This window comes from Bradyrhizobium sp. IC3123 (assembly GCF_020193625.1).
Taxonomy (GTDB): domain Bacteria; phylum Pseudomonadota; class Alphaproteobacteria; order Rhizobiales; family Xanthobacteraceae; genus Bradyrhizobium; species Bradyrhizobium yuanmingense.
Genome location: NZ_JADYVF010000010.1, coordinates 212,609 through 238,322, shown reverse-complemented (window position 1 = coordinate 238,322; position 25,714 = coordinate 212,609). Strand labels below are relative to the sequence as shown.

28 protein-coding genes are annotated in these 25,714 nt (G+C 65.4%); 15 read left to right on the top strand and 13 right to left on the bottom strand.

The window, feature by feature from the left end; all coding sequences use genetic code 11:
- Positions 1-2: 2 nt before the first annotated feature.
- Together I6F20_RS28170 and I6F20_RS28165 are read right to left on the bottom strand one after the other, a co-directional pair.
- Entirely contained in the window at positions 3-284 is a 282-nt protein-coding gene (locus I6F20_RS28170) for a hypothetical protein (RefSeq protein WP_225128773.1), read from the bottom strand.
- A 76-nt stretch (positions 285-360) separates the two neighbouring features.
- Complete coding sequence (locus tag I6F20_RS28165; protein WP_225128771.1) at positions 361-786, bottom strand: hypothetical protein; 426 nt, start codon at positions 784-786, stop codon at positions 361-363.
- A gap of 228 nt (positions 787-1,014) precedes the next feature.
- Here I6F20_RS28165 and I6F20_RS28160 point away from each other — a divergent pair, with 228 nt between their 5' ends.
- Positions 1,015-2,202: an MFS transporter gene (locus I6F20_RS28160; protein WP_225128769.1), complete on the top strand. Its 1,188-nt coding sequence runs from the start codon at positions 1,015-1,017 to the stop codon at positions 2,200-2,202.
- On the opposite strand, the gene I6F20_RS28155 is transcribed toward I6F20_RS28160, so the two are convergent.
- The gene (locus tag I6F20_RS28155) at positions 2,199-2,606 is read right to left on the bottom strand and encodes a DUF4864 domain-containing protein (protein ID WP_109145195.1); all 408 of its coding nucleotides are present in this window, start codon (positions 2,604-2,606) and stop codon (positions 2,199-2,201) included. The two genes, I6F20_RS28160 and I6F20_RS28155, sit on opposite strands and share 4 nt — an antisense overlap.
- A gap of 227 nt (positions 2,607-2,833) precedes the next feature.
- Here I6F20_RS28155 and I6F20_RS28150 point away from each other — a divergent pair, with 227 nt between their 5' ends.
- Positions 2,834-3,211 carry a PRC-barrel domain-containing protein gene (locus I6F20_RS28150; protein ID WP_051057095.1) on the top strand — a complete coding sequence of 126 codons (378 nt, stop codon included), beginning with the start codon at positions 2,834-2,836 and terminating at the stop codon, positions 3,209-3,211.
- A gap of 194 nt (positions 3,212-3,405) precedes the next feature.
- Here the strand turns inward: I6F20_RS28150 and I6F20_RS28145 are convergent, their stop codons facing one another.
- Together I6F20_RS28145 and I6F20_RS28140 are read right to left on the bottom strand one after the other, a co-directional pair.
- Positions 3,406-3,621: a hypothetical protein gene (locus tag I6F20_RS28145; RefSeq protein WP_036011828.1), complete on the bottom strand. Its 216-nt coding sequence runs from the start codon at positions 3,619-3,621 to the stop codon at positions 3,406-3,408.
- A gap of 754 nt (positions 3,622-4,375) precedes the next feature.
- Positions 4,376-5,008 carry a TetR/AcrR family transcriptional regulator gene (locus I6F20_RS28140; protein ID WP_225128767.1) on the bottom strand — a complete coding sequence of 211 codons (633 nt, stop codon included), beginning with the start codon at positions 5,006-5,008 and terminating at the stop codon, positions 4,376-4,378.
- Positions 5,009-5,260: 252 nt separating this feature from the next.
- Here I6F20_RS28140 and I6F20_RS28135 point away from each other — a divergent pair, with 252 nt between their 5' ends.
- The 3 genes from I6F20_RS28135 to I6F20_RS28125 are packed head-to-tail and all read left to right on the top strand — an operon-like array spanning position 5,261 to position 9,058.
- Entirely contained in the window at positions 5,261-5,758 is a 498-nt protein-coding gene (locus tag I6F20_RS28135) for a (2Fe-2S)-binding protein (RefSeq protein ID WP_225128765.1), read from the top strand.
- Entirely contained in the window at positions 5,755-6,810 is a 1,056-nt protein-coding gene (locus I6F20_RS28130) for an FAD binding domain-containing protein (RefSeq protein WP_225128764.1), read from the top strand. The genes I6F20_RS28135 and I6F20_RS28130 overlap by 4 nt, the downstream gene beginning before the upstream one ends.
- The gene (locus tag I6F20_RS28125) at positions 6,803-9,058 is read left to right on the top strand and encodes a xanthine dehydrogenase family protein molybdopterin-binding subunit (protein ID WP_225128762.1); all 2,256 of its coding nucleotides are present in this window, start codon (positions 6,803-6,805) and stop codon (positions 9,056-9,058) included. Before I6F20_RS28130 ends, I6F20_RS28125 begins: the two co-directional genes overlap by 8 nt.
- Positions 9,059-9,236: 178 nt before the next feature.
- Here I6F20_RS28125 and relB read toward each other — a convergent pair whose 3' ends face one another.
- Positions 9,237-9,785, bottom strand: a complete 549-nt coding sequence (gene relB, locus I6F20_RS28120) for a type II toxin-antitoxin system RelB family anti-toxin (RefSeq protein WP_018646206.1) — start codon at positions 9,783-9,785, stop codon at positions 9,237-9,239.
- Positions 9,786-9,933: 148 nt separating this feature from the next.
- Between relB and aptA the strand changes: the two genes are divergently transcribed.
- Both aptA and I6F20_RS28110 read left to right on the top strand, forming a co-directional pair.
- Positions 9,934-11,262: an omega-aminotransferase AptA gene (gene aptA, locus I6F20_RS28115; protein ID WP_036026788.1), complete on the top strand. Its 1,329-nt coding sequence runs from the start codon at positions 9,934-9,936 to the stop codon at positions 11,260-11,262.
- 66 nt (positions 11,263-11,328) lie between these two features.
- Positions 11,329-12,594 carry a D-amino acid dehydrogenase gene (locus I6F20_RS28110; protein ID WP_036011809.1) on the top strand — a complete coding sequence of 422 codons (1,266 nt, stop codon included), beginning with the start codon at positions 11,329-11,331 and terminating at the stop codon, positions 12,592-12,594.
- Positions 12,595-12,747: 153 nt separating this feature from the next.
- On the opposite strand, the gene I6F20_RS28105 is transcribed toward I6F20_RS28110, so the two are convergent.
- The gene (locus I6F20_RS28105) at positions 12,748-13,404 is read right to left on the bottom strand and encodes a helix-turn-helix domain-containing protein (RefSeq protein ID WP_036026786.1); all 657 of its coding nucleotides are present in this window, start codon (positions 13,402-13,404) and stop codon (positions 12,748-12,750) included.
- Here I6F20_RS28105 and I6F20_RS28100 point away from each other — a divergent pair.
- Genes I6F20_RS28100 through I6F20_RS28080 form a run of 5 tightly spaced genes read left to right on the top strand, consistent with a single transcriptional unit; the run spans position 13,292 to position 17,046 of the window.
- Positions 13,292-13,534: a hypothetical protein gene (locus I6F20_RS28100; RefSeq protein WP_225128805.1), complete on the top strand. Its 243-nt coding sequence runs from the start codon at positions 13,292-13,294 to the stop codon at positions 13,532-13,534. The two genes, I6F20_RS28105 and I6F20_RS28100, sit on opposite strands and share 113 nt — an antisense overlap.
- A 48-nt stretch (positions 13,535-13,582) precedes the next feature.
- Positions 13,583-14,341 carry an ABC transporter substrate-binding protein gene (locus tag I6F20_RS28095; protein ID WP_036011803.1) on the top strand — a complete coding sequence of 253 codons (759 nt, stop codon included), beginning with the start codon at positions 13,583-13,585 and terminating at the stop codon, positions 14,339-14,341.
- 28 nt (positions 14,342-14,369) lie between these two features.
- Positions 14,370-15,023 (top strand): amino acid ABC transporter permease, encoded by a 654-nt coding sequence (locus tag I6F20_RS28090; protein WP_024341720.1) that lies wholly within the window; start codon positions 14,370-14,372, stop codon positions 15,021-15,023.
- The gene (locus I6F20_RS28085) at positions 15,020-15,751 is read left to right on the top strand and encodes an amino acid ABC transporter ATP-binding protein (RefSeq protein ID WP_036011798.1); all 732 of its coding nucleotides are present in this window, start codon (positions 15,020-15,022) and stop codon (positions 15,749-15,751) included. Before I6F20_RS28090 ends, I6F20_RS28085 begins: the two co-directional genes overlap by 4 nt.
- 11 nt (positions 15,752-15,762) lie before the next feature.
- A complete protein-coding gene (locus I6F20_RS28080; RefSeq protein WP_225128760.1) occupies positions 15,763-17,046 on the top strand; it encodes an NAD(P)/FAD-dependent oxidoreductase in 1,284 nt (427 codons plus the stop codon).
- Between the two features lie 52 nt (positions 17,047-17,098).
- Here I6F20_RS28080 and I6F20_RS28075 read toward each other — a convergent pair whose 3' ends face one another.
- The 4 genes from I6F20_RS28075 to I6F20_RS28060 all read right to left on the bottom strand — a co-directional run bounded on the left by I6F20_RS28075 (position 17,099) and on the right by I6F20_RS28060 (position 19,962).
- Positions 17,099-17,317 (bottom strand): hypothetical protein, encoded by a 219-nt coding sequence (locus I6F20_RS28075; protein ID WP_081494583.1) that lies wholly within the window; start codon positions 17,315-17,317, stop codon positions 17,099-17,101.
- A 148-nt stretch (positions 17,318-17,465) separates the two neighbouring features.
- Positions 17,466-19,055, bottom strand: a complete 1,590-nt coding sequence (locus I6F20_RS28070; protein ID WP_225128758.1) for a gamma-glutamyltransferase family protein — start codon at positions 19,053-19,055, stop codon at positions 17,466-17,468.
- Positions 19,056-19,548: 493 nt separating this feature from the next.
- Positions 19,549-19,719 (bottom strand): hypothetical protein, encoded by a 171-nt coding sequence (locus I6F20_RS28065; RefSeq protein WP_193374989.1) that lies wholly within the window; start codon positions 19,717-19,719, stop codon positions 19,549-19,551.
- A 9-nt stretch (positions 19,720-19,728) separates the two neighbouring features.
- A complete protein-coding gene (locus tag I6F20_RS28060; RefSeq protein WP_036011788.1) occupies positions 19,729-19,962 on the bottom strand; it encodes a DUF6894 family protein in 234 nt (77 codons plus the stop codon).
- 198 nt (positions 19,963-20,160) lie between these two features.
- Between I6F20_RS28060 and I6F20_RS28055 the strand changes: the two genes are divergently transcribed.
- The 3 genes from I6F20_RS28055 (at position 20,161) to I6F20_RS28045 (ending at position 24,297) form a co-directional block, all read left to right on the top strand.
- Positions 20,161-22,248, top strand: coding sequence for a PQQ-dependent sugar dehydrogenase (locus I6F20_RS28055; protein WP_225128756.1), 2,088 nt, complete (start codon positions 20,161-20,163; stop codon positions 22,246-22,248).
- A complete protein-coding gene (locus I6F20_RS28050; protein ID WP_225128753.1) occupies positions 22,205-23,140 on the top strand; it encodes an SMP-30/gluconolactonase/LRE family protein in 936 nt (311 codons plus the stop codon). Before I6F20_RS28055 ends, I6F20_RS28050 begins: the two co-directional genes overlap by 44 nt.
- A gap of 131 nt (positions 23,141-23,271) precedes the next feature.
- The gene (locus I6F20_RS28045) at positions 23,272-24,297 is read left to right on the top strand and encodes a histone deacetylase family protein (RefSeq protein ID WP_036011774.1); all 1,026 of its coding nucleotides are present in this window, start codon (positions 23,272-23,274) and stop codon (positions 24,295-24,297) included.
- A gap of 234 nt (positions 24,298-24,531) precedes the next feature.
- Here I6F20_RS28045 and I6F20_RS28040 read toward each other — a convergent pair whose 3' ends face one another.
- Entirely contained in the window at positions 24,532-25,263 is a 732-nt protein-coding gene (locus I6F20_RS28040; RefSeq protein WP_036011772.1) for a 4'-phosphopantetheinyl transferase family protein, read from the bottom strand.
- Between the two features lie 219 nt (positions 25,264-25,482).
- Entirely contained in the window at positions 25,483-25,653 is a 171-nt protein-coding gene (locus I6F20_RS28035; protein WP_167361674.1) for a hypothetical protein, read from the bottom strand.
- Positions 25,654-25,714: the final 61 nt, after the last annotated feature.

Sequence of the window (25,714 nt, the reverse complement as noted above, 5' to 3'; positions counted from 1 at the left end):
TCCTACCGCTCTTGCTTCGGCTGCGGCGTCACCGCCTCGTTGCGGCCGCGCCAGGGTGCCGGCGTCGCTGGCCGCAGGCTGGTATAGGGCGCGATGGTCGAGCGATAGGTTACGGGGGCCATCTTCGCCGCCGGATCGGCCGGATCCGCGCTGGCCATGTGCGTCGTTGCCGGCATGCAGCCGGACAGTGCCGGCGCGGCGAAGGCCAGCAGCAGCCAAATGAAACGAGAGTGTCGATCACCCACCGCAGATGCGGCAGATTTCGCCCCGGAAAGCGCAGCCATGTCTTAATTCCCGATCTGAAAGACCACAGGTTCGCGCGCGCAAAAGTGCGCATCGAGCCGAAATCGTCGTGTCAGATCAGGCGATGGGAGGGCGGTAGTGCTCGGGCGGCGCGGCGCTGTGCAGGCTGGGCACGATCTCCGGCGCACAGGTCGACATCGGGCGGACCGGCGTGGCGACGCCGGGCAGATCGGCCGGCAGCGCACTGACGCACATCATCGCGCAGCAGGGGCCCACTGTTCCCTCACCGTCGTGATGATTCGAAGCAGGTGCGTCCTTCGCGGCGGTCTGCGAAGGGATTCCTGCATGCTCGTGCGGAACATCGCCATTGCCCGCAGCCATATGGTGATGCGCCGGAACGACGTCGGCCGAAGCCTCGCCAAGGCAGGGCGCAGCACTGCCAAAGGCCAGGCTTGCGGCTGGCGCGAGCACGCAGAACAGATAGGCGAGGGCGATGATCCGCCCCACCCTGATCCGCATCGATCGTGTCAAACGCAGCAACATCCCGCCAACGGGCTCCTCGCGCGGCAGTGTCGCACACGCTGATTGCAAACTAGTGTCAAAACGCGCGTTCGCCAAGCGCCTTCTTACCGCAGTGCACCGCGCATGCCCAATATCGCGGCTCGCTGCTTGACCCTGTGGCAATCCGCGGGCCATGTTCCGGCCGTGCTCGCGCCCAATCATACAGGACAGACGCCTCATTCGTTCAGCCCTGATTCTCGTCAGGCCTGGATGCGGCTGGTCATTGCGCTTCTGATCGGCTCGATCGGCGCCGTCGGCATGTGGGCGGTGGTGGTCGTGATTCCGATCGTGCAGGCCGAATTCGCTGCCACGCGCGGCGCGGTGTCGCTGGCCTTCACCCTCATGATGTTCGGCTTCGGGCTCGGCGGCGTGATCGCCGGCAAGATCACCGACCGGTTCGGCATCGTGCCGGCGATGGCGATCAGCATCGCCTTCCTCGGCATTGCCAATGTGCTCGCCGGCCTGTCGGGCCAGCTCTGGCAGTTCGTGGCGGCTTATTTCTTCATCGGGCTCGGCACCTCCGCGACCTTTGCGCCGCTGATGGCCGAAGCCTCGCATTGGTTCGAACGCTATCGCGGACTGGCGGTGACCATTGTCGCCAGCGGCAATTATGTCGCCGGCGCGATGTGGCCGCCGATCGTGAGCTGGGGCACGCAGGAGATCGGCTGGCGCTATACCCATATCGGCATCGGCATCGTCTGCGCCGGCCTGATGACGGTGCTAGTGCTGATCCTGCGCGCACAGATGGGCCGCGACACGGTTCACGATCATGCCAACGCACCGCCGCCCCGGGTCGATCTCAGGCTGTCGACGAACACGCTGACCGTGCTGCTCTCGATTGCCAGCATCTCCTGCTGCGTGGCGATGGCGATGCCGCAGGTGCACATCGTCGCCTATTGCGGCGATCTCGGTTATGGCGTCGCGCGCGGCGCCGAGATGCTGTCCTTGATGATGGGCTGCGGCATCGTCAGCCGGATCGGCTCGGGCTACCTCGCCGACAAGATCGGCGGCATCTACACGCTCCTGGTGGGATCGCTGGCGCAGGGCTTTGCGCTGGTGTTCTATCTGTTCTTCGACAGCCTGACCTCGCTCTATCTGATCTCCGCGATGTTCGGCCTGTTCCAGGGCGGCATCGTGCCGAGCTATGCCATCATCGTGCGCGAGGCGATGCCGGCGAGCGAGGCCGCGACCCGCGTCGGCATCGTGATCTTTGCGTCCGTGTTCGGCATGTCCTTCGGCGGCTGGGTGTCCGGCGTCATCTTCGATGCCACCGGCTCGTATGCCGCAGCGTTCGCCAACGGCGTCGCCTGGAATGCGCTGAACATCGGCATCGTCGTGCTGCTCTTGATCCGCGCGCGGACGGGCTCGGTCAAGACCGGCCCGGGCTTTGCCACCTAAACGGCCTGTCCCGCCTTCAGCAGCGAGCAGCCGGTGATCTTGTAGCTGCCGTCGCCCTGCTGCTCGAGTGTGTAGAGCGCCTCCCAGGCCTCGCCATTGGCATCGATGATATGGACGCGCTGGGCGATCCAGCCGCCATCGCTCTTGCTCTCGCCAAATTCGAAACTCTTGTGACGATAGACCGGCGCGTAGCCGTTCTGCACCATGGACATGAAGATGTCGGGTGCGGGAAAGATCTCCTTGATCGCCGGTGCAGCATAGGAATAAGCGGCCGTCGCATCGTCGCGAACGAAGGCCTGCTCCTGGGCGCGGATGACGCTCTGGGCCGCCGCGACATCGCCGGCAAACGCCGAAACGTGATGACAGGCAACAATGAGAGCGACCAGCAAGGCTGCGATGCGCATGACAGGCTCCGCGTTGAGTATCCCGGCGGAGGCGATGCTAGCACATCTGCGGCGCCAGGGCGTGCACTCAGAAATCACGCGCTGGGCTTGGATGCTCCAGATGCCCACTCATCCGGGACAGCGACACAAAGAGCAGGCAGCTGCGACATGTTCTCCTTAGTTTGACAGGAACGGCTCCGCGATGGCCGAGTTAAGCCGGCAAAACCACCTTATCAGGGAGCAAAGTCATGGCCCGTGCAACAGCCCATCCGGATCATCACTGCATCTCAAGCGAGGACATTGAGGGTACCGAGGTCTATGGAGCAGATGGGACGAATATCGGCGAGATTGATCACCTCATCATCGACAAGGTGTCAGGCCGCGTGGCTTATGCGGTCATGAGCTTTGGTGGATTTGTGGGCTTGGGTCACAGCCACTACCCCATTCCCTGGGGCGCTCTGACATATGACACGTCGCTTGCCGGCTTTCGAACCAATATCACCGAGCAACAGCTGAGGGATGCGCCTGAGTTCAGCGATGACTCCTGGGAAGATCGAGACTGGGAAACGCGAACTCACCGGTATTATGGAACGCCAACCTACTGGGAAGGGCGAGGCGGGCTATAACGCCAGCGGCACGTCAGGACAGCTGAACTGACGGCGGCACAAACATCAGAGGTCGTGCAAGTCGCCGATCGGCCAGAAGCTGATTCCTGCGTCGCGTTGAAATGGCGCTACCCTGTTTAGTGCCGATGGCGAGATCATACTGCGCCATAGTTGGCGTTTTGATCGAAGGGATGTTCGAAAGCACGGGCCGAGAGCTACGGTATCAGCTCTCTCAAAATGTGATCGCGGTGCGCGAGGTGCCGCGCCAGTGTCAGCCGAAATGTTTCGCCGATAGCGCGAGCCAAGCTCGTGTCGTGCCCCGAAAGCTCAAGGTCCGCAATTCGAACCTCCTGCTCGGAAAGGTGTCGGTCGGCCAGTGAAATGTGCTCTTCGGCTTCCGCCAGATGGCGAAGCGCCATGGCGCGATCCATTTGTCGCTCCCATGCATAAATGCAGGCGGGAGCACGATTGGTCTCTCAGCCACCGACGCCTACGGCACGGCCTTGGCCGGTGATGACAGGCAAGTTATCTCAGCAAACTCGGCGCAGCAATCCTTTGAAGTTGCTCTAATCAGAGCGGTTACGGATCTGCGACAGGTCGGTTCGCGCTCCAGCAAGTCCTGCTGCACGGCCATGGCTCGCCATTGCCGGGCGGCTTCGCGCAGGCTATGGGCCACCACGTTGTCGCGCGTTAGGTCAGCAAGCTTTTCGCATCCATCGGCTCGCTCTAGCATCTGGTCTGGCCAGCATTGTCTAATCCGGTTTTCCGATGAGGCCGATATGCCTGCCACGGCCCGGAAGTGCATTCAGGTGTGTTAATGAAGCCTTTACGTTCTTGGAAACGGCTCGCGGCTTGAACGCTGCGCCACCCTGGTCAACTTTGTTTCGTCCTCATTCGGAAACGGCTCTTGAGTCTTACGGCCTAGAAACGTATCCGGCTTTGGACAGCGTTGAAGCACCTCGGTCGCCTCCGCCACGACCTCGCGGGCACGTTGAAGCGCCAGACGATCCTGTCTGAGCGAATTGGTGAGCCGGGGCAAATTGAGAACTGGCGCCATGCCTGAACCTGCCATGTCGCAAGTCGAAGCGATGTATCAAATGATCCTTTGAATCGGATTAGGTGACAACAGTTCCATGTTTAGCGAAGTCCGCTCGGGGTCAGCGGCTCCCATCGGCAAGCTCCAGCCTAGCGCTTTCGCTTCGTCGCAGGCTTTGTCGTCATCGACGAGCGGGCCTTGCTGGGCGGCGGCACGCGCAAGCCGTCGACGAACACGTCGAGCAGGCGCAGCGCCGTCGCTTGCCAGCCGGGCTGGTCGTGCACGTAGCACATGCCGAAGAAGGCGCGCAGCAGATCCTCCGGGCTGATGTCGGCGCGCATCTCGCCGGCTGCGATGGCGCGGTCCAGCAGCGAGCCGATCGCCTTGGTCAGACGCTCGAAGGAGAAAGCATGCAGCTCCGACCCGCTCTGCACCGCGAGCGCGAGCGCTGCCATCATCCCCTTCTTGGTCGCAACAAACTCGACCCCTGATCGCAGCCAGCGCCGCAGCGCCTCGACCGGATCCTTGGCATTCTTCAATTGCTCGGCCAGCTCGCTGAGCTGCTCGACCTCGCGGCGGTACACCGCCTCGAACAAGGCCTCGCGCGTCGGGAAATGCCGATACAGCGTGCCGATGCCGACCCCGGCGCGCTTGGCCACCGCTTCCAGGCTCGCCTCCGAACCGCCCGCGCTGAACACCAGCTTTGCCGCTTCGAGCACGCGCTCGCGATTGCGCACGGCATCGGCGCGGGGTTTGCGGGTCTGGTCGGTGTGGTCGTCCATGGCGCGCAATGTAGATCACGAATTGGTTAGATTGAACCCTCGCCGGACCCGCGCAGGGCTGCATCGCGTTGGTGACGCACGCGCTTTTGACGAATTCCAGATTTTTCCGCGCCGCCCTTGTTAAGCGGAGGCTGCCTCCGTATCTTCCGATCAAGCGTCCGACGCATCGTGTTCGGACGGCGCTATTCGACAGCGGCCACGGCGGTGGCGCGCTGCGCGATGACTCATGTCCAAATCTGATCGGAGCCCTGTATGAACCACTCCATCAGCCTCACCGTGAACGGTGCGCGGCGCGACTTCGTCCTCGACGATCCGCGCGTTACGCTGCTCGATCTCCTGCGTGAGCGCCTCGATCTGACCGGAACCAAGAAAGGGTGCGACCGCGGCCAGTGCGGCGCCTGCACCATTCTCGTCGACGGCAAGCGCATCAATTCCTGTCTTGCGCTCGCCGTCAGCCATGACGGCGCCGACATCCTCACCATCGAAGGCCTCGCGCGCGGCGACCAGCTCCATCCCGTGCAGGCCGCCTTCATCGCACATGACGGCTTTCAATGCGGCTTCTGCACGCCGGGCCAGATCATGAGCGCGATCGGCATGATCAGAGAAGGCCAGGCCGGCAACGATCCCGAGCGCGTCCGCGAATGCATGAGCGGCAATCTGTGCCGCTGCGGCGCTTACGTCGGCATCGTCGATGCCGTGCTCGACGCGCAAGGACAGATGGATGAGACCAATCAGAGGCGCTCCGCATGAAACCGTTCGATTATGTCAGGCCGGCCACCGTCACTGAAGCGGTTGCGGCGGCGGCCCAGCCCGGCGCGGTGTTTCTTGCAGCCGGCACCAACCTGCTCGACCTGATGAAGGGTGGCATCAGCCGTCCGGACCGGCTGGTCGACGTCACGCGTCTCGATGGGCTCGATCAGATCGAGACTCTCGCGGACGGGTCTTTGCGCATCGGCGCGCTGGTGAGCAATGCCGACCTCGCGCATGATGCGGAGTTCGCGCGGTCCTATCCCGCAGTGGCCGAAGCGCTGCTCTCGGGAGCGTCGGCTCAATTGCGCAATGCCGCCACCGTCGGCGGCAATTTGTTGCAACGGACGCGTTGCGCGTATTTCTACGACACTGCCAGCCGCTGCAACAAGCGGGCGCCGGGCTCCGGCTGCGACGCGCGCGACGGCGAGAACCGCGGCCATGCCGTGCTCGGCTGGAGCGAGAGCTGTATCGCCACGCACCCTTCCGACTTCTGCGTGCCGCTGGTCGCGCTTAATGCCATCGTCGAGATCGAGGGCAGGGGCGGCCGGCGCGAGGTCGCGCTCGACGAACTGCACCGCCTGCCGGGCGATGCGCCCGAGCGCGAGACCGTGCTTGAGCCCGGCGATCTCATCGTCGCCGTGCGCCTGCCGCCTGCCGCACGCGGCTTTGCCGCGCATGCGCGTTACCTCAAGGTGCGCGAGCGTACCTCCTACGCCTTTGCTGTCGTCTCGGCCGCGGCCGCGCTGCGGATCGAGAACGGCAGAATCGCACAGGCGCGGCTCGCGCTCGGCGGCGTCGCCGCCAAGCCCTGGCGCGCTCGCGCAGCGGAAGACGTCCTCAAGGGCGTTGCGCCGACGGCGGACGCGTTCCAGGAGGCGGCCCGGCGTGCGCTCGAGGGCGCAAAACCGTCCGGCGACAACGCCTTCAAGATCGAGCTCGCGCGCCGCATCGTCGTGCGCGCGCTGACCTTGGCCGCCGCCGGGACGCCTGCGCGTATCCCCGCGCTGCCGGCCTCTCCCTTCGCCTCGACCTCCGGAGCCGTCCATGTCTGAGCTCAATTTGACCAGTGCGCCCGCACATCTCAGGCACGGCTCGAATATCGGCCAGCCGCTGACCCGCCGCGACGGCATCCTCAAGGTGACGGGGCAGGCGAGCTATGCTGCGGACAATCATCCGCCCGGCATGCTGTTTGCCGTGATGGCCGTCTCGAGCATTGCGCGGGGCCGTGTGGTCTCGCTCGATGTCGCTGCCGCAAAACGCCATCCCGGCGTCGTCGACGTCATGACGCCCGATCACAAGCCAGCGCTCGCGATCGACCCCGACCTCAAGACCAATCCGTTCGTATTCCGGATGGAGGTGTTGCAGAGCAATGAGGTCCGCTACGCCAATCAGGCGATTGCGGTCGTGATCGCTGAAACGCTGGAGGCCGCGACGGAAGGCGCCGCGCTGCTGGCCCCACGTTACGAGGTGCAGCCTGCGCTGGTCGGCCTCGATGCCGGCGAGAGCTTCGTGCCGCCGGTCGTCGGCGTCGGTAATCCCACGCAAAGCCATCGCGGCGATGTCGAGGCGGGCCTCGCCGCGGCCGACAAGCAGATCGACGCGATCTACGAGACGCCGCCGCAATATCACAATGCCATGGAGCCGCACGCGATCGTGGCGCGCTGGGAGGGTGACAAGCTCTTCTTGGACACGCCGAGCCAGGCCATGGTGATGGCTCGCGGCCGCGTCGCCGAGCTGTTTGGCCTCGCGCCGGAGAAGATTCACATCCGCAGCCCGTTCCTCGGCGGCGGCTTCGGCTCGAAGGGCTTCCTGACCGGGCCGCAGATCCTCGGCGTGATGGCGGCGAAGCTGGTCGGCAGGCCAGTCAAGCTGGTGCTCCGCCGCGAGCAGATGTATGGCCCGGTCGGCCACCGGGCGCCGACGCGCCAACGCCTGCGCCTCGGCGCCGATGGCGAGGGCCGCCTGACTGCGCTCGATCATCACGCGCGAACCGTGTCGAGCACCTTCGACGATTTCTACGAGCCCGCCGCCGATGCCTCGCACACGCTCTACGCGGCGCCCGCGATCCGCACCTCGCACGATGCCGTGCGCGTCAACACCGGCACGCCGCTGTTCATGCGCGCGCCGGGCGAGGCGACCGGCTCGATCGCGCTCGAGAGCGCGATCGACGAGATGGCCTGGGCCTGCGGCATGGATCCGCTCGCTTTCCGCCTGAAGAACTACGCCGAGGTCGAGCCGATGACGGGGCGGCCGTTCTCCTCCAAGGCGCTGCGCGCCTGCTACGAGCAGGGCGCCTCGCGCTTCGGCTGGGCCAAGCGTCCGCTGCAGCCGCGGCAGATGCGCGACGATGCCGGCCTTCTGGTCGGCTGGGGCATGGGTACGGCGACCTTCCCGGCGCTGATGTTCCAGGCCGAGGCGCGCGCGGCGATCCGCCGCGACGGCTCCGGCGTGATGGAGATCGGCGCGCATGACATGGGGCAGGGCGCCTGGACGGCGCTGGCGCAGATCGCGGCCGATTCCGTTGGTCTCGACATCGACCGCCTCGACTTCAGGTCCGGCACGTCCGACCTGCCCGATGCCGGCATCGCCGGCGGCTCGGCGCACACGGCAACCGCAGGCGCTGCGATCCACAGCGCCGGTGCCGCCGTGATCGGAAAGCTCGCCGATCTCGCCACAAGCGACGAGCGCTCGCCGCTGTTCGGCGCCGGCAATGCCGGCGTGATCGCGCGCGACGGCAGGCTGATCCGCCGCGACGATGAGAGCCGCAGCGAGAGCTATGCCGGGATTCTGGCGCGCGCGGGCGTTGCCGAAGTGGAGGCGCGCGGCACCGGCGCGCCGAACCCTGCGGCGATGGAGCAATATGCGATGCATGCCCATGGCGCGGTGTTCGCCGAGGTGAAGGTCGATCCCGAGCTCGGCCAGGTTCGCCTCACCCGCATGATCGGCGCCTTCGCCGCCGGGCGCATCGTCAATCCGCGCATGGTGCAGAGCCAGTTGTTCGGCGGCATGATCTGGGGCCTGTCCTTCGCGCTGCACGAGGCGGCGATCACAGACCGCCGCAGCGGGCGGATCATGAACGCCAATCTCGGCGAGTACCACATCCCCGTGAACGCCGACGTGCCGCCGCTCGACGTCATCACCGTCGAGGAGCACGATCCGCACGTGAATGCGCTCGGCATCAAGGGTGTCGGCGAGATCGGCATCACCGGCAGCGCCGGCGCGGTCGCCAACGCGGTCTGGCACGCCACCGGCGTGCGCGTCCGCAACTTTCCGATCCGGATCGAGGAACTGCTGACGTAGTTCTAGCTCTTCCGAAACAGGCGGCCCCGGAGTGCCTAGGAGTCCGGGGCCATAACCTCAGCACCTTTGCGCGAGGCTGCTCGGCTACGGCTCCCAACATATCAAGCTGCGGTTCGCGGAAATTGCGGTGGCTCAATATCCGCTAGATCCTCGGCTCCGTACGATTGCGGAGGGACCGTCAGAACGTCGGCGGCGTGCAGGCCGAGATCACCTCGCACGGTTTGCCGCCGACGCAGCGGAAGCGATGCGGGCGGCGGCTCTCGAAATAATAGGCATCGCCGGGATTGAGGATGCGGCGCTCGTCCTCGACGGTGACCTCGAGCTTGCCCGAAATCACGATGCCGCCTTCCTCGCCGTCATGGACGAGATGCACGCGCCCGGTGTCGCTGCCGGGCTCGTAGCGCTCCTTCAGGATCTGCAGGCTGCGGCCGAACAGATTGTCGCCGACCTGCCGGTATGAGATCGGCTTCTTGCCGACTTCGGTGAGCTCCTCGGCGCGGTAGAAGATCTTGCGCCTGGACTCCGGCTCCAGCGCGAAGAACTCGGCGAGCCCCATCGGGATGCCGTCGAGGATGCGCTTGAGCGCGCCGACCGAAGGGTTCATCTGGTTGGATTCGATCAGCGAGATCGTCGAATTGGTGACGCCGGCGCGCTTGGCCAGCTCGCGCTGCGACAGCTTGTGGCGCGCCCGGATGAATCGCAGCCGTCCACCGATGTCGACGCTCATGCCCTAGTCCCGTGTTGCAGGTGTTGCGGATCGCGCAAATATGGACCGGCAGCCCCAGTCAAATCAATGGCTTGCAGGTCACCAGAAAAGGACTTGTTGCGCCATCCAAGCCATGGCTCAGCTATGGGGTCAGCACAGGAGCGCGGCCGTGACCCTTCATCAGATTCCGAACACCATCAAGACCGATTCGTACTGGATGCCCTTTACGGCCAACCGGCAGTTCAAGAAGTCGCCGCGCCTGTTCTCCTCGGCCGAGGGCATGTACTACACCAGCGTCGATGGCCGCCAGGTGATCGACGGCTCCGCCGGGCTCTGGTGCGTCAATGCCGGCCACGGCCGCAAGCAGATCGCCGCCGCCGTCGAGCGCCAGCTGATGACGCTGGACTTCGCGCCGTCGTTCCAGATGGGCCATCCGCTGGCATTCGACTTCGCCGAGCGTCTCGCCGAGATCGCCCCAAAGGGCCTCGACCGCGTCTTCTTCACCAATTCCGGCTCCGAGTCGGTCGACACCGCGCTGAAGATCGCGCTGGCCTATCACCGCGCCAACGGCCAGGCCAGCCGCACCCGCCTGATCGGTCGCGAGCGCGGCTATCACGGCGTCGGCTTCGGCGGCACCTCGGTCGGCGGCATGGTCGCCAACCGCCGCGCCTTCACCACCCTGCTGCCAGGCGTCGACCACATCCGCCACACCCATGATCTCACCCGCAACGCCTTCGCCAAGGACCTGCCCGAGCACGGCGCCGAGCTCGCCGACGATCTCGAGCGTCTGGTCGCCCTGCACGGCGCGGAAACGATCGCCGCCGTCATCGTCGAGCCGGTGCCGGGCTCGACCGCGGTGTTGCCGCCGCCGAAGGGATATCTGCAGCGCCTGCGCGAGATCTGCGACAAGCACGGCATCCTCCTGATCTTCGACGAGGTCATCACCGGCTTTGGCCGCCTCGGCACGCCGTTCGCCGCCAACTTCTTTGGCGTCACGCCGGACCTGATGACCACGGCCAAGGGCATCACCAACGGCACCGTGCCCTGCGGCGCCGTGTTCGCCAGCCGCAAGGTGCACGACGGCATGATGACCGGCCCGGAGAACCAGATCGAGCTGTTCCACGGCTACACCTATTCGGCGCATCCGGTCGCCTGCGCCGCGGGCATCGCGACGCTCGACATCTACAAGGACGAAGGCCTGCTCACGCGCGGCGCCTCGCTCGCCGAATACTGGCGCGATGCGCTGCATTCGCTCAAAGGCCTGCCGAACGTCGTCGACATCCGCAATTGCGGCCTGATGGGCGCGGTCGAGCTTGCGCCGCGTGGCGGCGCGGTCGGCGCGCGCGGCTACGACATGCTGGTCGAATGCTTCAACAACGGCCTCTATCTTCGCACCGGTGGCGATTCCGTCGCGATGTCGCCCCCGCTCATCGTCGAGAAGAGCCACATCGACCAGATGATCTCGATCCTCGGCGACGCCATCAAGAAGGTGGCCTGATAATTGCTCTCGCCGCTAGCGAGTTGTGTCCTTGCAGCGGCGAGCGCCGCGGGAGTTTGACGAAGCGTGAAAGTTCTGATCCTCGGCAGCGGTGTCATCGGTGTCACCTCTGCCTACTACCTCGCGCGTGCCGGCCATGAGGTGACGGTCGTCGACCGCCAGCCGGAGCCGGCACTGGAGACCTCCTTCGCCAATGCCGGCGAGGTGTCGCCCGGCTATTCCTCGCCCTGGGCCGGCCCCGGCGTGCCGGTGAAGGCGATCAAGTGGCTGTTGATGAAGCACGGCCCGCTGGTGATCCGGCCGAAGCTCGATCCTGTCATGTGGGTCTGGCTGCTCAAGATGCTGCGCAACTGCACCAGCGCGCGCTACGCGGTCAACAAGAGCCGGATGATTCCGATCGCCGAATACAGCCGCGATGCCTTGCGTGATCTGCGCCGCGACATCGGCATCCAGTATGACGAGCGCTCGCAGGGCACGCTGCAGCTGTTTCGCTACCAGGCCCAGCTCGACGGCACGGCCGAAGACATCGCCGTGCTCAAGCAATATGGCGTTCCCTTCGAAGTGCTGAACCGCGAGGGCTGCATTGCGGTCGAGCCGGCACTTGCCGGCGTGAAGGAGAAGTTCGTCGGCGGGCTCCGTCTGCCGCAGGACGAGACCGGTGACTGCCACATGTTCACGCAGGCGCTGGCGAGGCACGCCCAGGCGCTCGGCGTGCGCTTCCTGTTCAACACCTCGATCGACCGTATCGTCACCGATGGCGCGCGCGTCAGCGGTGTCGCCACCAGCGCCGGCCTGCTGCAGGCGGACGCTTACGTGCTCGCGCTCGGCAGCTGGTCGTCGCGGCTCCTGGCGCCGCTCGGTATTTCGCTGCCGGTCTATCCGGTGAAGGGCTATTCGATCACGGTGCCGATCAAGGACGCCTCCGGCGCGCCGGAATCCACCGTGATGGACGAGAGCTACAAGGTCGCGATCACCCGCCTCGGCAATCGCATCCGCGTCGGCGGCACCGCCGAAATCTCCGGCTATTCGGACAAGCTCTACGACGCACGCCGCGCCACGCTCGATCATTCGCTGACCGACCTGTTCCCGCGCGGCGGCGACCTGTCCAAGGCGACGTTCTGGAGCGGCCTGCGCCCGATGACGCCGGACGGCCCGCCCGTGATCGGCCGGACCCACTACGCCAACCTCCACCTCAACACCGGCCACGGCACGCTCGGCTGGACCATGTCGTGCGGCTCGGGCCGCGTGCTCGCCGACATGCTGTCGGGGAAGAAGCCGGACATCGACGTCAGTGCGCTATCGGTGGAGCGGTACAAGCACCGGTTTGGGTGAGTTCTTCCTCTCCCCGCGTGCGGGGAGAGGCCGGAATTTGCGCAGCAAATTCCGGGTGAGGGGGAGCCTCAGCGAGTCCCGTTGTGACCGTTTGTGTGGACAGAGCCCCTCACCCCGACCCTCTCCCCGTAAGAACGGGGAGAGGGAGAGCAGTCAGCCCGCCCCCGTGACGCAATTCACCCACAGCACCACGGCCTTCGCATCCTGCGCCGGATTGGAAAACCGGTGCGGCCTGCGGCTCGCGAAGCGAAAACTGTCGCCCGTCTTCAGCGACCACGTCTTACTGTCCACCGTCAGCATCATCTCGCCTTCGAGCACGAGCCCGGCCTCTTCGCCGTCGTGGGTGTAGAGCTCATCGCCGGTGGAGCCGCCCGCCTCCAGATGCACCAGAAACAGATTGAGCTTGTTGTCGCTGCTCGCGGGGCTCAGCAATTGCTTCGACACGCCGGTGCGCCACAGTTTCAATTCCGGCCGCTGCAGCCCGCGCGTTACCACCTGATCCGATGCGCCGTCGGCGCTCGGGCTCGCGCCGAACAGCGCGGCGATGCCGACGCCGAGCACGTCGGCGAGCGTCGCCAGCACCCGCAGCGACGGCGACGACAGCCCGCGCTCGATCTGGCTGAGGAAGCCGATCGACAGCTCCGTGCGCGCGGCGACCGTCTCCAGCGAGAACTGCCTGACTCGCCTGAGATCCCGGATGCGGCGGCCGACCGCGACGTCCATCGCCGGCTCGGCCGGCTTGGCAGCGGCTTTGGCTTTCACCTTGGCCGGCCTGTTCCTGGCCGGCTTTGCGGCGGCCGGTTTGCGCATTCTTTTGCCACCGCTCACGTCAAACCGCTTTCTTCATGTGCATGAAAACCGCTTGCATCACCCGCGAAAGTGTGGCCAAATTTTCATATTGGTGAAAATAGGCCGAAACGGGCCGGCCCGCAACGTTTGATCGCGACATGAGCGCGCCGCCGCCGGCCAGGCCCAAAAGGGGGATGCGATGAAGCGTTTTGTTCAGGCCGCAGTTGCGGCGCTCGCCATTGCCACAGCGGTGCCGGCAGCGGCGCAACAGGCTCTGAAGGTCGGCTCGACTCCGACGGGCATTCCCTTCACCTTCCTCGACACCAAGACCAACACCATCCAGGGCATCATGGTCGATCTCATCACCGAGGTCGGCAAGGATGCCGGCTTCAACGTGCAGATCGAGCCGATGGCGTTCTCGGCGCTGATCCCCTCGCTGACTTCGAGCAAGATCGACATCATTGCGGCAGCGATGTTCATCACGCCGCCGCGCAAGGAGGTCATCGACTTCTCCGACCCGATCTACAGCTACGGCGAGGGCCTCGTGGTGCCGAAGACCGACACCAAGGCTTACGCCACGCAGGAGGACCTGAAGGGCGAGACTGTCGGCGCCCAGGTCGGCACGGCCTTCGTCGACGCGCTGAAGAAGACCGGCCTGTTCTCCGACGTGAAGGCCTACGACACCATCCCGGACATCCTGCGCGACGTGAACACCGGCCGACTCAAGGCCGGCTACGCCGACTATCCGATCCTCGCCTACAATCTGAAGCAGGGCGGCTTCCCCGAGGTGCGCCTGGTTGACGGCTACAAGCCGGTCACGGTCGGCTCGGTCGGCATCGGCGTGCGCAAGGGCGAGAGCGCACTGCTCGGCAAGATCAACGCTTCGCTGGCGAAGCTGAAAGCCAACGGCACCATCGACAAGATCCTCGATAAATGGGGCCTGAAAGCACAAGGTTGATCGATAGAAGCTGATCGAAGGCTGCCCGATGAAAGGCTTCTGGCGCGACGCCGTCGAGTTCTTCCCGATCCTGCTGAACGGCGTCGCGCTGACGATCATCGTCACGATCGGCTCGCTGTTGCTGTCGACGGTGCTCGGCCTGGTCTGGGCGATGATGCGGGTCTCCGGCATCAAAGCGCTGTCGATGCTCAGCGCCAGCCTGATCAACGTGATCCGCGGCATCCCGATCATCGTGCTGTTGTTCTACCTCTATTTCGTGATGCCCGATCTCGGCGTTACGCTCAGCGCGTTGCAGGCCGCGATCCTCGGGCTCGGCATCGCCTATTCGGCCTACCAGGCCGAAAACTTCCGCGCCGGCATCGAGGCGATCGACAAGGGGCAGATCGAGGCGGCGCAGTCGATCGGCATGGGCTGGTGGCTCACCATGCGCCGCGTGGTGCTGCCGCAGGCCGTGCGCATCGTGCTGCCGCCCTACGGCAACGTCATGATCATGATGCTGAAGGATTCCTCGCAAGCCTCGACCATCACGGTCGCCGAGCTCGCGCTGCAGGGCAAGCTGATCGCGTCCTCGACGTTCAAGAACACCAGCGTGTTCACGCTGGTCGCCCTGATGTACCTCACCATGAGCATTCCGCTGATCCTCTTGGTCCGTCACTTCGAGAAGCGGGCCGGCAAGCGATGATCGAGCTGAGCGACGTCCACAAGAGCTTTGGCAAGGTCGAGGTGCTCAAGGGCATCACGGCGAGCGTCGAGAAGGGTGAGGTGGTCTGCATCATCGGCCCCTCCGGCTCCGGCAAGTCGACCATCCTGCGCTGTATCAACGGCCTCGAAAGCTACGACCGCGGCGAGATCAGCGTCGAGGGCTTGAGGGTCGATCGCGACGCGCCCTCGATCGTGAACATCCGCACCCAGGTCTCGATGGTGTTCCAGCGCTTCAACCTGTTCCCGCATCGGACAGCGCTGGAGAACGTGATCGAGGGGCCGCTCTTCGTGAAGAAGGAGCCGCGCGCCCAGGTGCTCGAGCGCGGCCGCGCGCTGCTCGCTCAGGTCGGGCTTGCGGAAAAGGCCGATGCGCATCCGCCGCAGCTCTCCGGCGGGCAGCAGCAGCGCGTCGCCATCGCGCGGGCGCTCGCCATGCAGCCCAAGGCGATCCTGTTCGACGAGCCGACCTCGGCGCTCGACCCCGAGCTGGTCGGCGACGTCCTCGGCGTCATGCGCAAGCTCGCCGACGACGGCATGACCATGGTCGTCGTCACCCACGAGATGGGCTTTGCGCGCGACGTCGCCGATCGTGTTCTGTTCATCGATGGCGGCGTCATCGTCGAGCAGGGCCCGGCGAAATCGGTGCTCAATCAACCGCAGCACGCGCGGACGCAGGACTTCCTGCGCCGCGTGCTGCATCCGCTCTGACCGGTTTCGACATGACGCGCCTGCCTCTGCCGCCCTCGCTCTATGCCGATACCGCCGTGGCGCCGGTTGCCACGCCGCTGCTCGATGTCGACAAGAGCGTCTCGGTCGCGATCGTTGGCGGCGGCTACACCGGCCTTTCCACCGCGCTGCATCTGGCCGAACAGGGCGTCGAGGCGCTGGTGCTGGAGGCGCAGGAGCCGGGCTGGGGCGCGTCGGGTAACAATGGCGGCCACACCAATCCCGGCCTGAAGCACGACCCTGACAAGATCGAGGCCGATTTCGGCACCGAGCTCGGCCGCCGCATGATCGCGTTCGCCTACGGCACGACCAACTTCACACACGATCTGATCCGCCGCTACCAGATCCCGTGCGAAGCGCGGCAGAACGGCACGTTGCGCGCAGCTTACAATGAGAGCAGCGCCGCTGCGATCGAGAAGACCGCGCAGCAATGCATCCGCCGCGGCATGCCGGTGACTTATCTGAACCGCGAGCAGCTCCGCGACATGACCGGCACCGATCGTTACATCGGCGCGATGTTGGATGCGCGCGGCGGCGATCTGCATCCTCTCAGCTACGCCCGTGGTCTTGCCCGCGCCGCGATGTCGGCGGGCGCGAAGGTTCATGGCGGGACACCGGCATTGTCGCTACGCCGCGAGGGAACGCGCTGGCGCATCGAGACGCCGCGGGCGGTGGTTCATGCCGACAAGGTCCTGCTCGCCACCAACGGCTTCACCGACGATCTCTGGCCGGCCCTCCGACGCACCATCGTGCCGGTGTTTTCCTCGATCGCCGCCACCGCGCCGCTTTCCGACGCAGTCTCCCGTTCGATCATGCCGACGCGTCCGGTGCTCTACGAGAGCGGCCATATCACGGTCTACTATCGCATCGATCAGCAGAACCGTCTGTTGATGGGCGGGCGCGGCCCGATGCGCTGGATCAGGTCGCCGCATGACGTCGCCTATCTCATGCGTTATGCGGAGCGACTCTGGCCGCAGCTCAAGGGCGTTGCCTGGACCCACGGCTGGAACAGCCGGCTCGCCATCACCGCGGACCATTATCCGCATGTGCACGAACCCGCCGAGAGCGTTTTGATCTCGCTCGGCTGCAATGGCCGCGGTGTCGCGCTTTCGACTGCGATGGGCGCGCAGCTCGCCCGCCGCCTGATCGGCGGCACCAAGGCCGAGATCGACATGCCCATCACGGGCATCAAGCCGATCCCGATGCACGCGTTCTGGCCGGTCGGCGTGACCACCGCCGTGATCGCGGGCCGGGTGCGGGACCGGCTCGGCATATGAAGAAGGCGCCGCTCGGTGAGGAGCGACGCCTTGCTCGAATCTTAGATCGGCTTTAGCAGCGACCCTGCTTCCAAAGTCCGGGCGGGCACGCGTGACCGCGCCAGCCGACCTTGCGACCGTGGTACCAGCCGAACGACTTGCCATGGTGATGATGGCCCATCTTGTGGCCATGACCATGTCCATGTCCGTGCCCACCCTTCGCCAGTGCGGGGCTCGTAAATGTGAAGCCGGCCGCAATGATCAGCGAGGCGGCGAGCGCAAGTTTCTTCATGATGTCCTCCGGTGGGGGCGAGCGCATTTGTCCGTTCAGTGAACGAACGGTGGGAGAGTAAGTTCCCTGCGAATGTGGAGGAGTCGTGACGCTCGCCTGGATACGTAATTGCGCTGGCGCTCAACGCGCGCTGGCATGTCGAGCGAAGTCAAGCCTCCGCCACCGCATCGGCCCAGGGTTGGAAAATCTCGACCGCGCCGGAATTGAGCTCGCCCTCGCGCATCACGACGCTCGGACAGGCGAATTTCTGCGGCAGCGCCTGCACCCGGCTCTCTTCATAGTCGAAGCGCGCGGCCAGAGCATTGCGCACCTCCGCCGGCAGCCGCGCATCGCCGATCACCACCGCGCCTTCGCTGGCGTCGATGCGCGGCTGGTGAATGGCGGCGTCGAGGTCCATGCCGTAATCCATCGCGAAGGATACGAGCTGCATCACCGACGGCAGGATGCGGCGTCCGCCGGAGGCGCCGATTGCGAGGCGCTTGCCATCCTTCGTCGCGGCGATGACGGGCGTGTAATTGCAGAGGCAGCGCTTGCCCGGTGCGAGCGAGTTCGTGGTACCAGGCGTCGGATCGAACCACATGATGCCGTTGTTCATGGTGATGCCGGTGTGCGGTGTCACGTATCGCGAACCGAACGACGAGAGCAGCGTCTGCGTCACCGCCGCGATGTTGCCGTGACGATCGACCACCGAGAAATGCGTGGTGCAGGCCGGCGCGAGATATTCGGCGCCGAGCGAGCGCTTGCCGTCGGCATCGCCCATATCCTTGAGACGCTCACGGAAGGCGGCCTGCAGGGCGAGCGCATATTCGACATAGGCGGCGGCATCCGGCGCGTCTGCCGGCGTCAAGCTCTGCTGCAACAGCCGTAGCGCATGCGCCATCGTCGGCCCTGCGGTGAGCTCGGGGGTCGCGAACACCTCGCCTTCGCGATAGGGAATCGCCAGCGGCTCGCGCAGATGGGCGCGGAAGGCTGCGAGATCCTCCACCGACAGCGAGCCGCCGTCGGCCTTGATGTCGGAAGCAATGCTCCTGGCGAGATCGCCCTGATAGAAATCACGCGCGCCCGCGTCCGCAAGATATGACAGCGTCGCCTTCAGGGCATCCTGCGGCAGCCGCGTCTCAGCCTTGATGCCCCACGGCGCGGTCGGCGGCAGGCCGTCCTTCAGATACGCGGCCGCGCTCGCGTGGTAGCGTCTGAGATCGGCGGCCGAGCCCGCGATCGTCACCGTCGTCCACCAATCGACCAGCAGGCCTTCGCCGGCAAGCCGAGCTGCCGGCGTGACCAGATCCTTCCACGGCATCTTGGCGTAGCGGCGGTGCGCCTCTTCCATTCCGGCGACGACGCCGGGCACGGCGATCGAGCCGGGGCCGTGGATGTTGCGATCGTCCTTCACCCTTGGCCAGGGAAACAGATCGGACGACGCGCCTTCGCCGCTGAGCGGATAATCGGCCGTGCGCAGGCTTTGCGGCGCGCACATGCCGTAGTCGATCACCTCATAGCGATTTTCCTTGGCGCGGTAGAGCACCATCGCGCCGCCGCCGCCGATGCCGCTGTTCCAGGGTTCCAGGACGTTGAGGGCAAACGTGGTCGCCACGATCGCGTCGACGCAATCGCCGCCGGCGGCCAGCACCTGCGCCCCGACTTCGGCCGCCCGCCGCGATTGCGAGGCGACGATGCCGCCCTTGGAGGTGACGGCGGGCTTGCGGACTGTCTGGTTGAGGCTGAACTGGTGAGGCATGGTGTCGTCTTGATGCTCGTCGATGGCTTCGCTGCGTTGAATGCGAGGCTCCGCAATTGGCGAAGCGCGCGGACAATGGCACATTGCCGCCAACGAGAACATCCAAAGGCAGGCGCGGCATGGCTGGTGTGATACAGGCGCGGGATGAGAGCTTTTCGCTGCGGCCATCCTTCGAGACGCCCGCTTGAGGCGGGCTCCTCAGGATGAGGGCGGAGTGCGCGGCAGCAGTTTCAACGGACACTGATGCCAAGGAGCCTCATCCTGAGGAGGCGCGTCAGCGCCGGCTCGGCGTGCACGCAGGCTGTCGCGATTCATATGCGATAGCCTTGGAAAGTGAAGTGCGGGGCTGCTCCCCAATGCCGTCATGCCCGGGGCTTGTCCCAGGCATCCACGTCTTTAGATCCGCGCCCCCAAAACGTGGATGGCCGGGACAAGCCCGGCCATGACGGAAGATACAAATGTCCCAAAAAGCGCGGTAAGCGCCGCCTCAGTGCTAGCGATCCAGCCGGCTGGCCTGGTACTTGGCGCGCCATTTCGGGCCGGGTCCGCGCATGTAGTGCAGCTCGGGGCGGTAGGGATTGGCTGCGACGCGGATCAGCGTCTGCCATCTGGTGGCGACGAAGCTGAGGGGCTGGCGCAGCAGGCTCAATGAAGCGAGCAACATGGCATCACCTCAATGCGGCTTGCCGAGCATGGCGGTGAAGGGGAGGTCGAACAGATCCTCGCCGTCGGAGCCGCTGACGTGGATCACCCAGTCGCGCCAGTCTTCGGCGCCGGGGGTCTGGATCATCGAGTTCATGATCTGAGCGGCGCGGTCGCGCGCCTCGGTCAGATTGGCGACTGCGGCGCCGTAGCGGTCGATCAGCGTGCCCTCGGTGTTGGAGCAGTGAAAATAGACCTGGACCATAGGCGCCTCCTGTAGAAAGCGATTGGGACGGCAAACCGATACCACCCCAAGCATTCGCGAAACATTCGGGTCGAGCCCGGTAAGGAAATCTACGGATATTGGTCGGACCCAAGGTCGTTACAGGTTTAATCACAGGCGGGTGATGACTGGACGGCGCCGCGGCGGCATGGAACAACGCCCGCGGGAAGGCGGCTCACGGTGAACCAGTTCACATTCGATCGCGAACGGCCAAATTTGCGCTTGTCTGCAGCGGTCGTTCTTGCAGCGGGCTTCGCCGCCGCGCTGCTCGGCTTCGCCCCGGCTTCGTCCGAGCCGGTCAGAAAGAGCGGCTACGCGATCGGCACGGAAGCCTGCGGCAGCGGCGATCTCGCCTTTCCCAGGATCCAGATCGACATGAAGGCGGGATTTTGCGCCGGCCTCGTTGCCAGCGAAGAGGACCGCCTCAAATTTCCGCGCTCGATCGTCCAGGTGCCCGGCCGCGACCTTTTGGTGGTCGCCGACATGGGCGGCTGGGGCCACACCGACGGGCGGCTGCTGCTGCTCGATCCGCGTGGCCCGCAGGGGCAACGCTTCAAGGAGCTGCTGACGGGGATAGAATACCCGTTCGCTCTCGTCATCGGCCCGGACAAAAAGCTTTATGCCTCGACCGCGGAGACGATCTTCCGGTTCGACCCGCTCGCGGACAATCCACGCAGCACGGTCGAGACCATCATCCGCCACTTGCCCGGCCGTCGGATCACGCTGCCCGATGGCACGAGGACCGATGAGAGCGCGCATCCGCTCAAGCAGTTCGTGTTCGACCGGAACGGCCGGCTGTTCGTCAATGTCGGCTCGCACAGCGACGATTGCATCACGCCTGCGCCGATCACAAGACCCTGTGCGGCGGCCGAGGGCGTGTCCGCGCTGGCATCGATCTGGCTGTTCACGCCGCCCGCAGGCGGCGTCTTCCCGGCATTGAAACCTGGCGATCCCGACCCGCCGCACATTGTCTATGCGCGCGGCCTGCGCAACTCGATGGCGCTGGTGCTGCACCCGAAGTTTCCGGACGCTGGCTACGCCTTCCTGCAAGGCGAGAACGCCCGCGACCTGCCCGACATCTTCAAGCCGAACGAGGAGATCAACGCGATCGAGCAGGGCAGGCACTACGGCTGGCCCTATTGCTACGATTTGTCGACGCCGAGCCCGGAATTCAGGCTAGTGCTGCAATCAGGCACGTACAAGTCGTTCTGCTCGGCCAATGTGCTCTACAAGGCGCCGTTGTCACTGCTGCCGCCACACGGGGCGCCGCTCGCGATGTTGTATTACCACGGCGCGAAATTCCCCGAGCTGGAAGGCAAGCTCTTGGTTGGCCTGCACGGCTATCGGCCGACCGGCAGCCGGCTGCTGGTCTATGACGTCGACGATCACGGCTTTCCAAAGCCCAGCGCGGCACCGGTGCGCTATCACGTCAGTTGCGCGGCCGAGCCGACCCGCAGTTTCCGGACCGACGCCGGCGAGGTCGCCGCCGCGCCGTTCGAAGAGCTGATCGCCGGCTGGCACCGCGTCAACGGCGCGCGGCCGCAAGGTGCGCCGGTCGGCATGACGGTGACGGAGGACGGCGCGATCTGGCTGGTCGAGGACAAGAACAGGACCGTGATCCGGATCGATCGCGCGGCCGGCGAGCGACCTCAACCGCTCCCCTGCGATACGCGCAGCCAGGCGATGATCGACCAGCTCGCAGCCTTCGTCGCCAGGGACCCGCAGAACAGCGTTCGCCTCACCATCTTGCGCAAGGGCCTTGTCGAGAAACATTGCGTCGGCTGCCATTCGGATTTCGGCCTGAGCGCGGGGCAATCGGATGCGGAGAAGGACAGGGCGGTGCTGCACTTCATGCTGGCGCAGGACGGCTGGATCTACCCTGGCGATCCCGACGCCGGCAGGCTGCGGACGCGCCTGCGCGGCCTAGGCGCCGAGAAGCTGATGCCGCCGGGCGGCGAGAGCCTGCCGAAGCTAGAACCCGGTTACACGCGCCTGCTCGATACCGCGGACCTGTTCGTCGCCAAAATGGTTCCGGGCACGCGGATGCGGATCAAGCCGGGCCCGCCGCAGCGGAAGTTTTTCAGCAAGGCCAACAAGGAATGCGGCGAAATACCGGCCGGAAAGGTCGTCGTGGTGACACAAAGGAACGCTGTAGACAGACCCGGCTTCAGCCGATTCTTCCGGCCAGCCGATCCCTATCTGAACGGCGAGTGCACCGACGGCGATGGCTATTACATCCGGCAGGAACTTCTGGTGCCTGTGCAGTAGCATCCTGCTCACGACGCTGCCGGCCGCTGCCGAAACAAAACTGTTCGAAAGCGCACAGGTGACGCCCGCCAGCGAATACACCTTCGGCATCGAAGGGCCGGCCGCCGATCTCGACGGCAATCTGTTCGTCGTCAATCTCGGCAAGCCCGGCACCATCGGCAAATTGCCCGCTGGTGGCGCCGCCTCGGAGCTGTTCACGACGCTCCCCGAAGGCAGCGTCGGCAACGCGATCCGTTTCGATCGCAGCGGCACCATGTTCATCGCCGACTACAAGAAGCACAACATCTTCGCCATCCCCAAGGGTGCGACCAAGCCCGCGGTGTGGTTTCACTCCGGCGAGATGAGCCAGCCCAACGACATCACGATCGCGCCGGACGGCACGATCTATGCGAGCGATCCGAACTGGAAGGGGCGCGAAGGCCACATCTGGCGCATCGCCAGGGGAGCGGACGGTACGGTGCGGGGGCAGGTGATGTCGACGCCGCGCGCCATGGGCACCACCAACGGCATCGACCTCAGCCCTGACGGCAAGACGCTCTATGTCGGCGAATCCAGCAGCGGCCAGATCTGGTCCTATGCGATCAGCGGCAACGAGCTGACGGCTGCAAAACTCGTCAAGGCGTTTCAGCCCGACACCATCGACGGCCTGCGCACCGACGTTGCCGGCCGCCTCTACGTCGCGCGCATTCTCAAGGGCACGATCGCGCTGATGAAGCCGACCGGCGCTGTCGAGCGCGAGATCCCGCTGAAGGCCAAGGAGCCGACCAACATTGCCTTCGGCGGCAGCGACGGCAAGACCGTCTTCGTCACCCAGCGCCAGGGTGGCTTCATCGAGTCCTTCCGCACCGACCAGCAGGGCCGCGAGCACTGCCTCCAGCGTGGGGGTTGCTGAGCTTCGCAAGCGCTCTGCTTTCCGCGCAGGGCAGCGCGACGATGGACGGCATTCTTCTTGCTTGCATCCGGCGGCCGTGGCGATCAAGACTCTGCGGCACGTCCAGTAGCAGGCGACCACGGAGTGTTTGAGTGAAAGCCGTCCATACCGAGCTGCACCGCAGCCACGACCCGCAATTCTTCTTGGTGCGTGGTGTCGTCAAGCGCACCACAGAGCAGCCCGAGCGCGCCGATCGCCTGCTCAGGGGATTGAAGGACGGCAGGCATCAACTGGTCGAACCAACCAAGTTCGGGCCCGGTCCGCGCGCACGCGTTCACAGTCCGGAATACCTGTCGTTCCTCAGCGAAGCCTGGGACGCCTGGACGGCGCTCGGCGATTCCGGCCCGGAGATGATCGGCAATGTCCATCCCGTGCGCCATGCCGCGACCTATCCGACCCACATCGTCGGCAAGCTCGGCTGGCACACCGCCGACACCGCAGCGCCGATCGGTCCGGGCACGTGGGCCGCGGCCTGCGCCGCCACCGACGTTGCGGTCACTGCTGCGCAGATGGTGATGGACGGCGAGGACGCGGTCTACGCGCTCTGCCGCCCGCCCGGCCATCACGCCTATCGCGATATGGCCGGCGGCTTCTGCTTCCTCAACAACAGCGCGATCGCGGCGGCGCATCTGCGGCAGAAGCACGAGCGCGTCGTGATCCTGGACGTCGATGTCCATCACGGCAACGGCACGCAAGGCATCTTTTATGCCCGGCCCGACGTCTACACGATCTCGATCCATGCCGACCCCGTTGCGTATTATCCGTACGTATGGGGCTATGCGCATGAGCGCGGCGAAGGACCCGGCCTCGGCACCAACCTCAACATTCCGCTTCCCATCGGCACCGGCGATGACGGCTATCTCCAGGCGCTGGACATCGCGCGCAAGGCGATCGAATCCTTTGCACCCGGCGCCCTCGTCATCGCACTCGGCCTCGATGCCTCCGAGCACGATCCGCTCAAGGGATTGGCCGTCACCACACCCGGCTTCCGCCGCATCGGCCAGGCCATCGCGAAGCTGGGCCTGCCGACCGTGCTCGTGCAGGAAGGCGGCTATCTCTCGGACATTCTCGGCGCCAACCTGACCTCTGTGCTGGCGGGATTCGAAGAAGCGCGGTGATGCTTACCTCTCCCCGCTTGCGGGGAGAGGTCGGAATTTGCGCAGCAAATTCCGGGTGAGGGGGTACAGGTCGCGCGGCGGTCCCCTGTGCGGAGAGAGGTCCCTCACCCCGACCACTCAACGCGAGCGAAGCTCGTCGCGTCCCCGTAACAACGGGGCGAGGGAGAAGAAGCCGCGTCGCTCGCGACTCAAAACATCCCACTCGGCGCACGCGCCTTGCAGACACGAGCCGCCTCACTCAGCCGCTTCGCGGAGGGGCCAGGCATGGCGGCTGATGGGAAGGCCGCCGTCCGCGCGGGAGCCGTCGGCGATCGCGAGGCGATGCGCGGGCGATGGCGAGCACAGCGAGAAGCGCCAGGCGTCCGGATCGTCGACGATGTCGGGCTTGAAGCTGATCTCGATGGCCTCGCGTGACACCTGCATGGCGAAGGCGTCGAGCGGCAGATTGAGCCCAAAGCCCCTGGCCTTCAGATAGGCCTCCTTGAGCGTCCAATAATCGAAAAAGCGCTCGATCGCCGCGGCCTCCGGCAGTCCGCGCAAGGCTTCGACCTCTTCCGGCGCAAAGAAGCGAAGCGCGGTGGACAGCGGCGCGACGCGCCGCGACACGGTTTCGACGTCGACCCCGACGGCCTCATGCCGCGACACCACGCAGGCGACGCAGCCGTCGGCATGCGACAGGCTGAAATGCAGCGCGGTCGAGGTGGCTGGTGCTGCGACGAACGGCCGGCCATAGCGGCCCGCGCCAAACGACCAGTCGGTGGGCGCGACGTTGGAAGCGACCTGTGACAGCGCCAGGCGCAACATCGCATGCGCGAAGATGTATTGCCGCCGATGCCGCTCGAACACGAAGCGATCGGCCCGGGCCCGCTCGTCGACGGAGAGCAGGCGTCGGCACGCCTCCGCCGCGCCCGGCACGTCAATGCTCTCGATCAGTCCGACAAAGAGTTCGATTCTGTCGTCTGCCATCAATTGGGCCCATGGCGTCGGGCGAGGCCAAATCCCTCGGTGCCGACGGAAGAAACAACTGCGCAAGAATCAGCCGAGAGGACCGTACCTAGCGGTCCACCCGGGCGAATTCTTGTCGATTTGCAGGCCGGTTTACAGGCGCAAGCTTGTGCGAGCCCCCAAACTCGACACGCAAGCGGCCGCTCCGAAGATTCGTACGGCCGTCCCCGACCGACGAGTTTACTTCTTCTTGGACTTCTTCTTCTTGGACCCGCGCAGAGCCTTAAGGCTGGCGTCGACATCCTTCAGTGCGAGCTGGAGTTTTTGCTTCTCGAAATTGAGCAGGTCTTGCAGCGCCTTGCGGTCCTCCGCGCTGAGCGAGGTCTTCTTGGTAAATTTGATGAAACCCATAACACTCCCCCGGTTGAAAATGATCATCCCAAATCAAAATCCGAGAATAATCTTGCGCGAC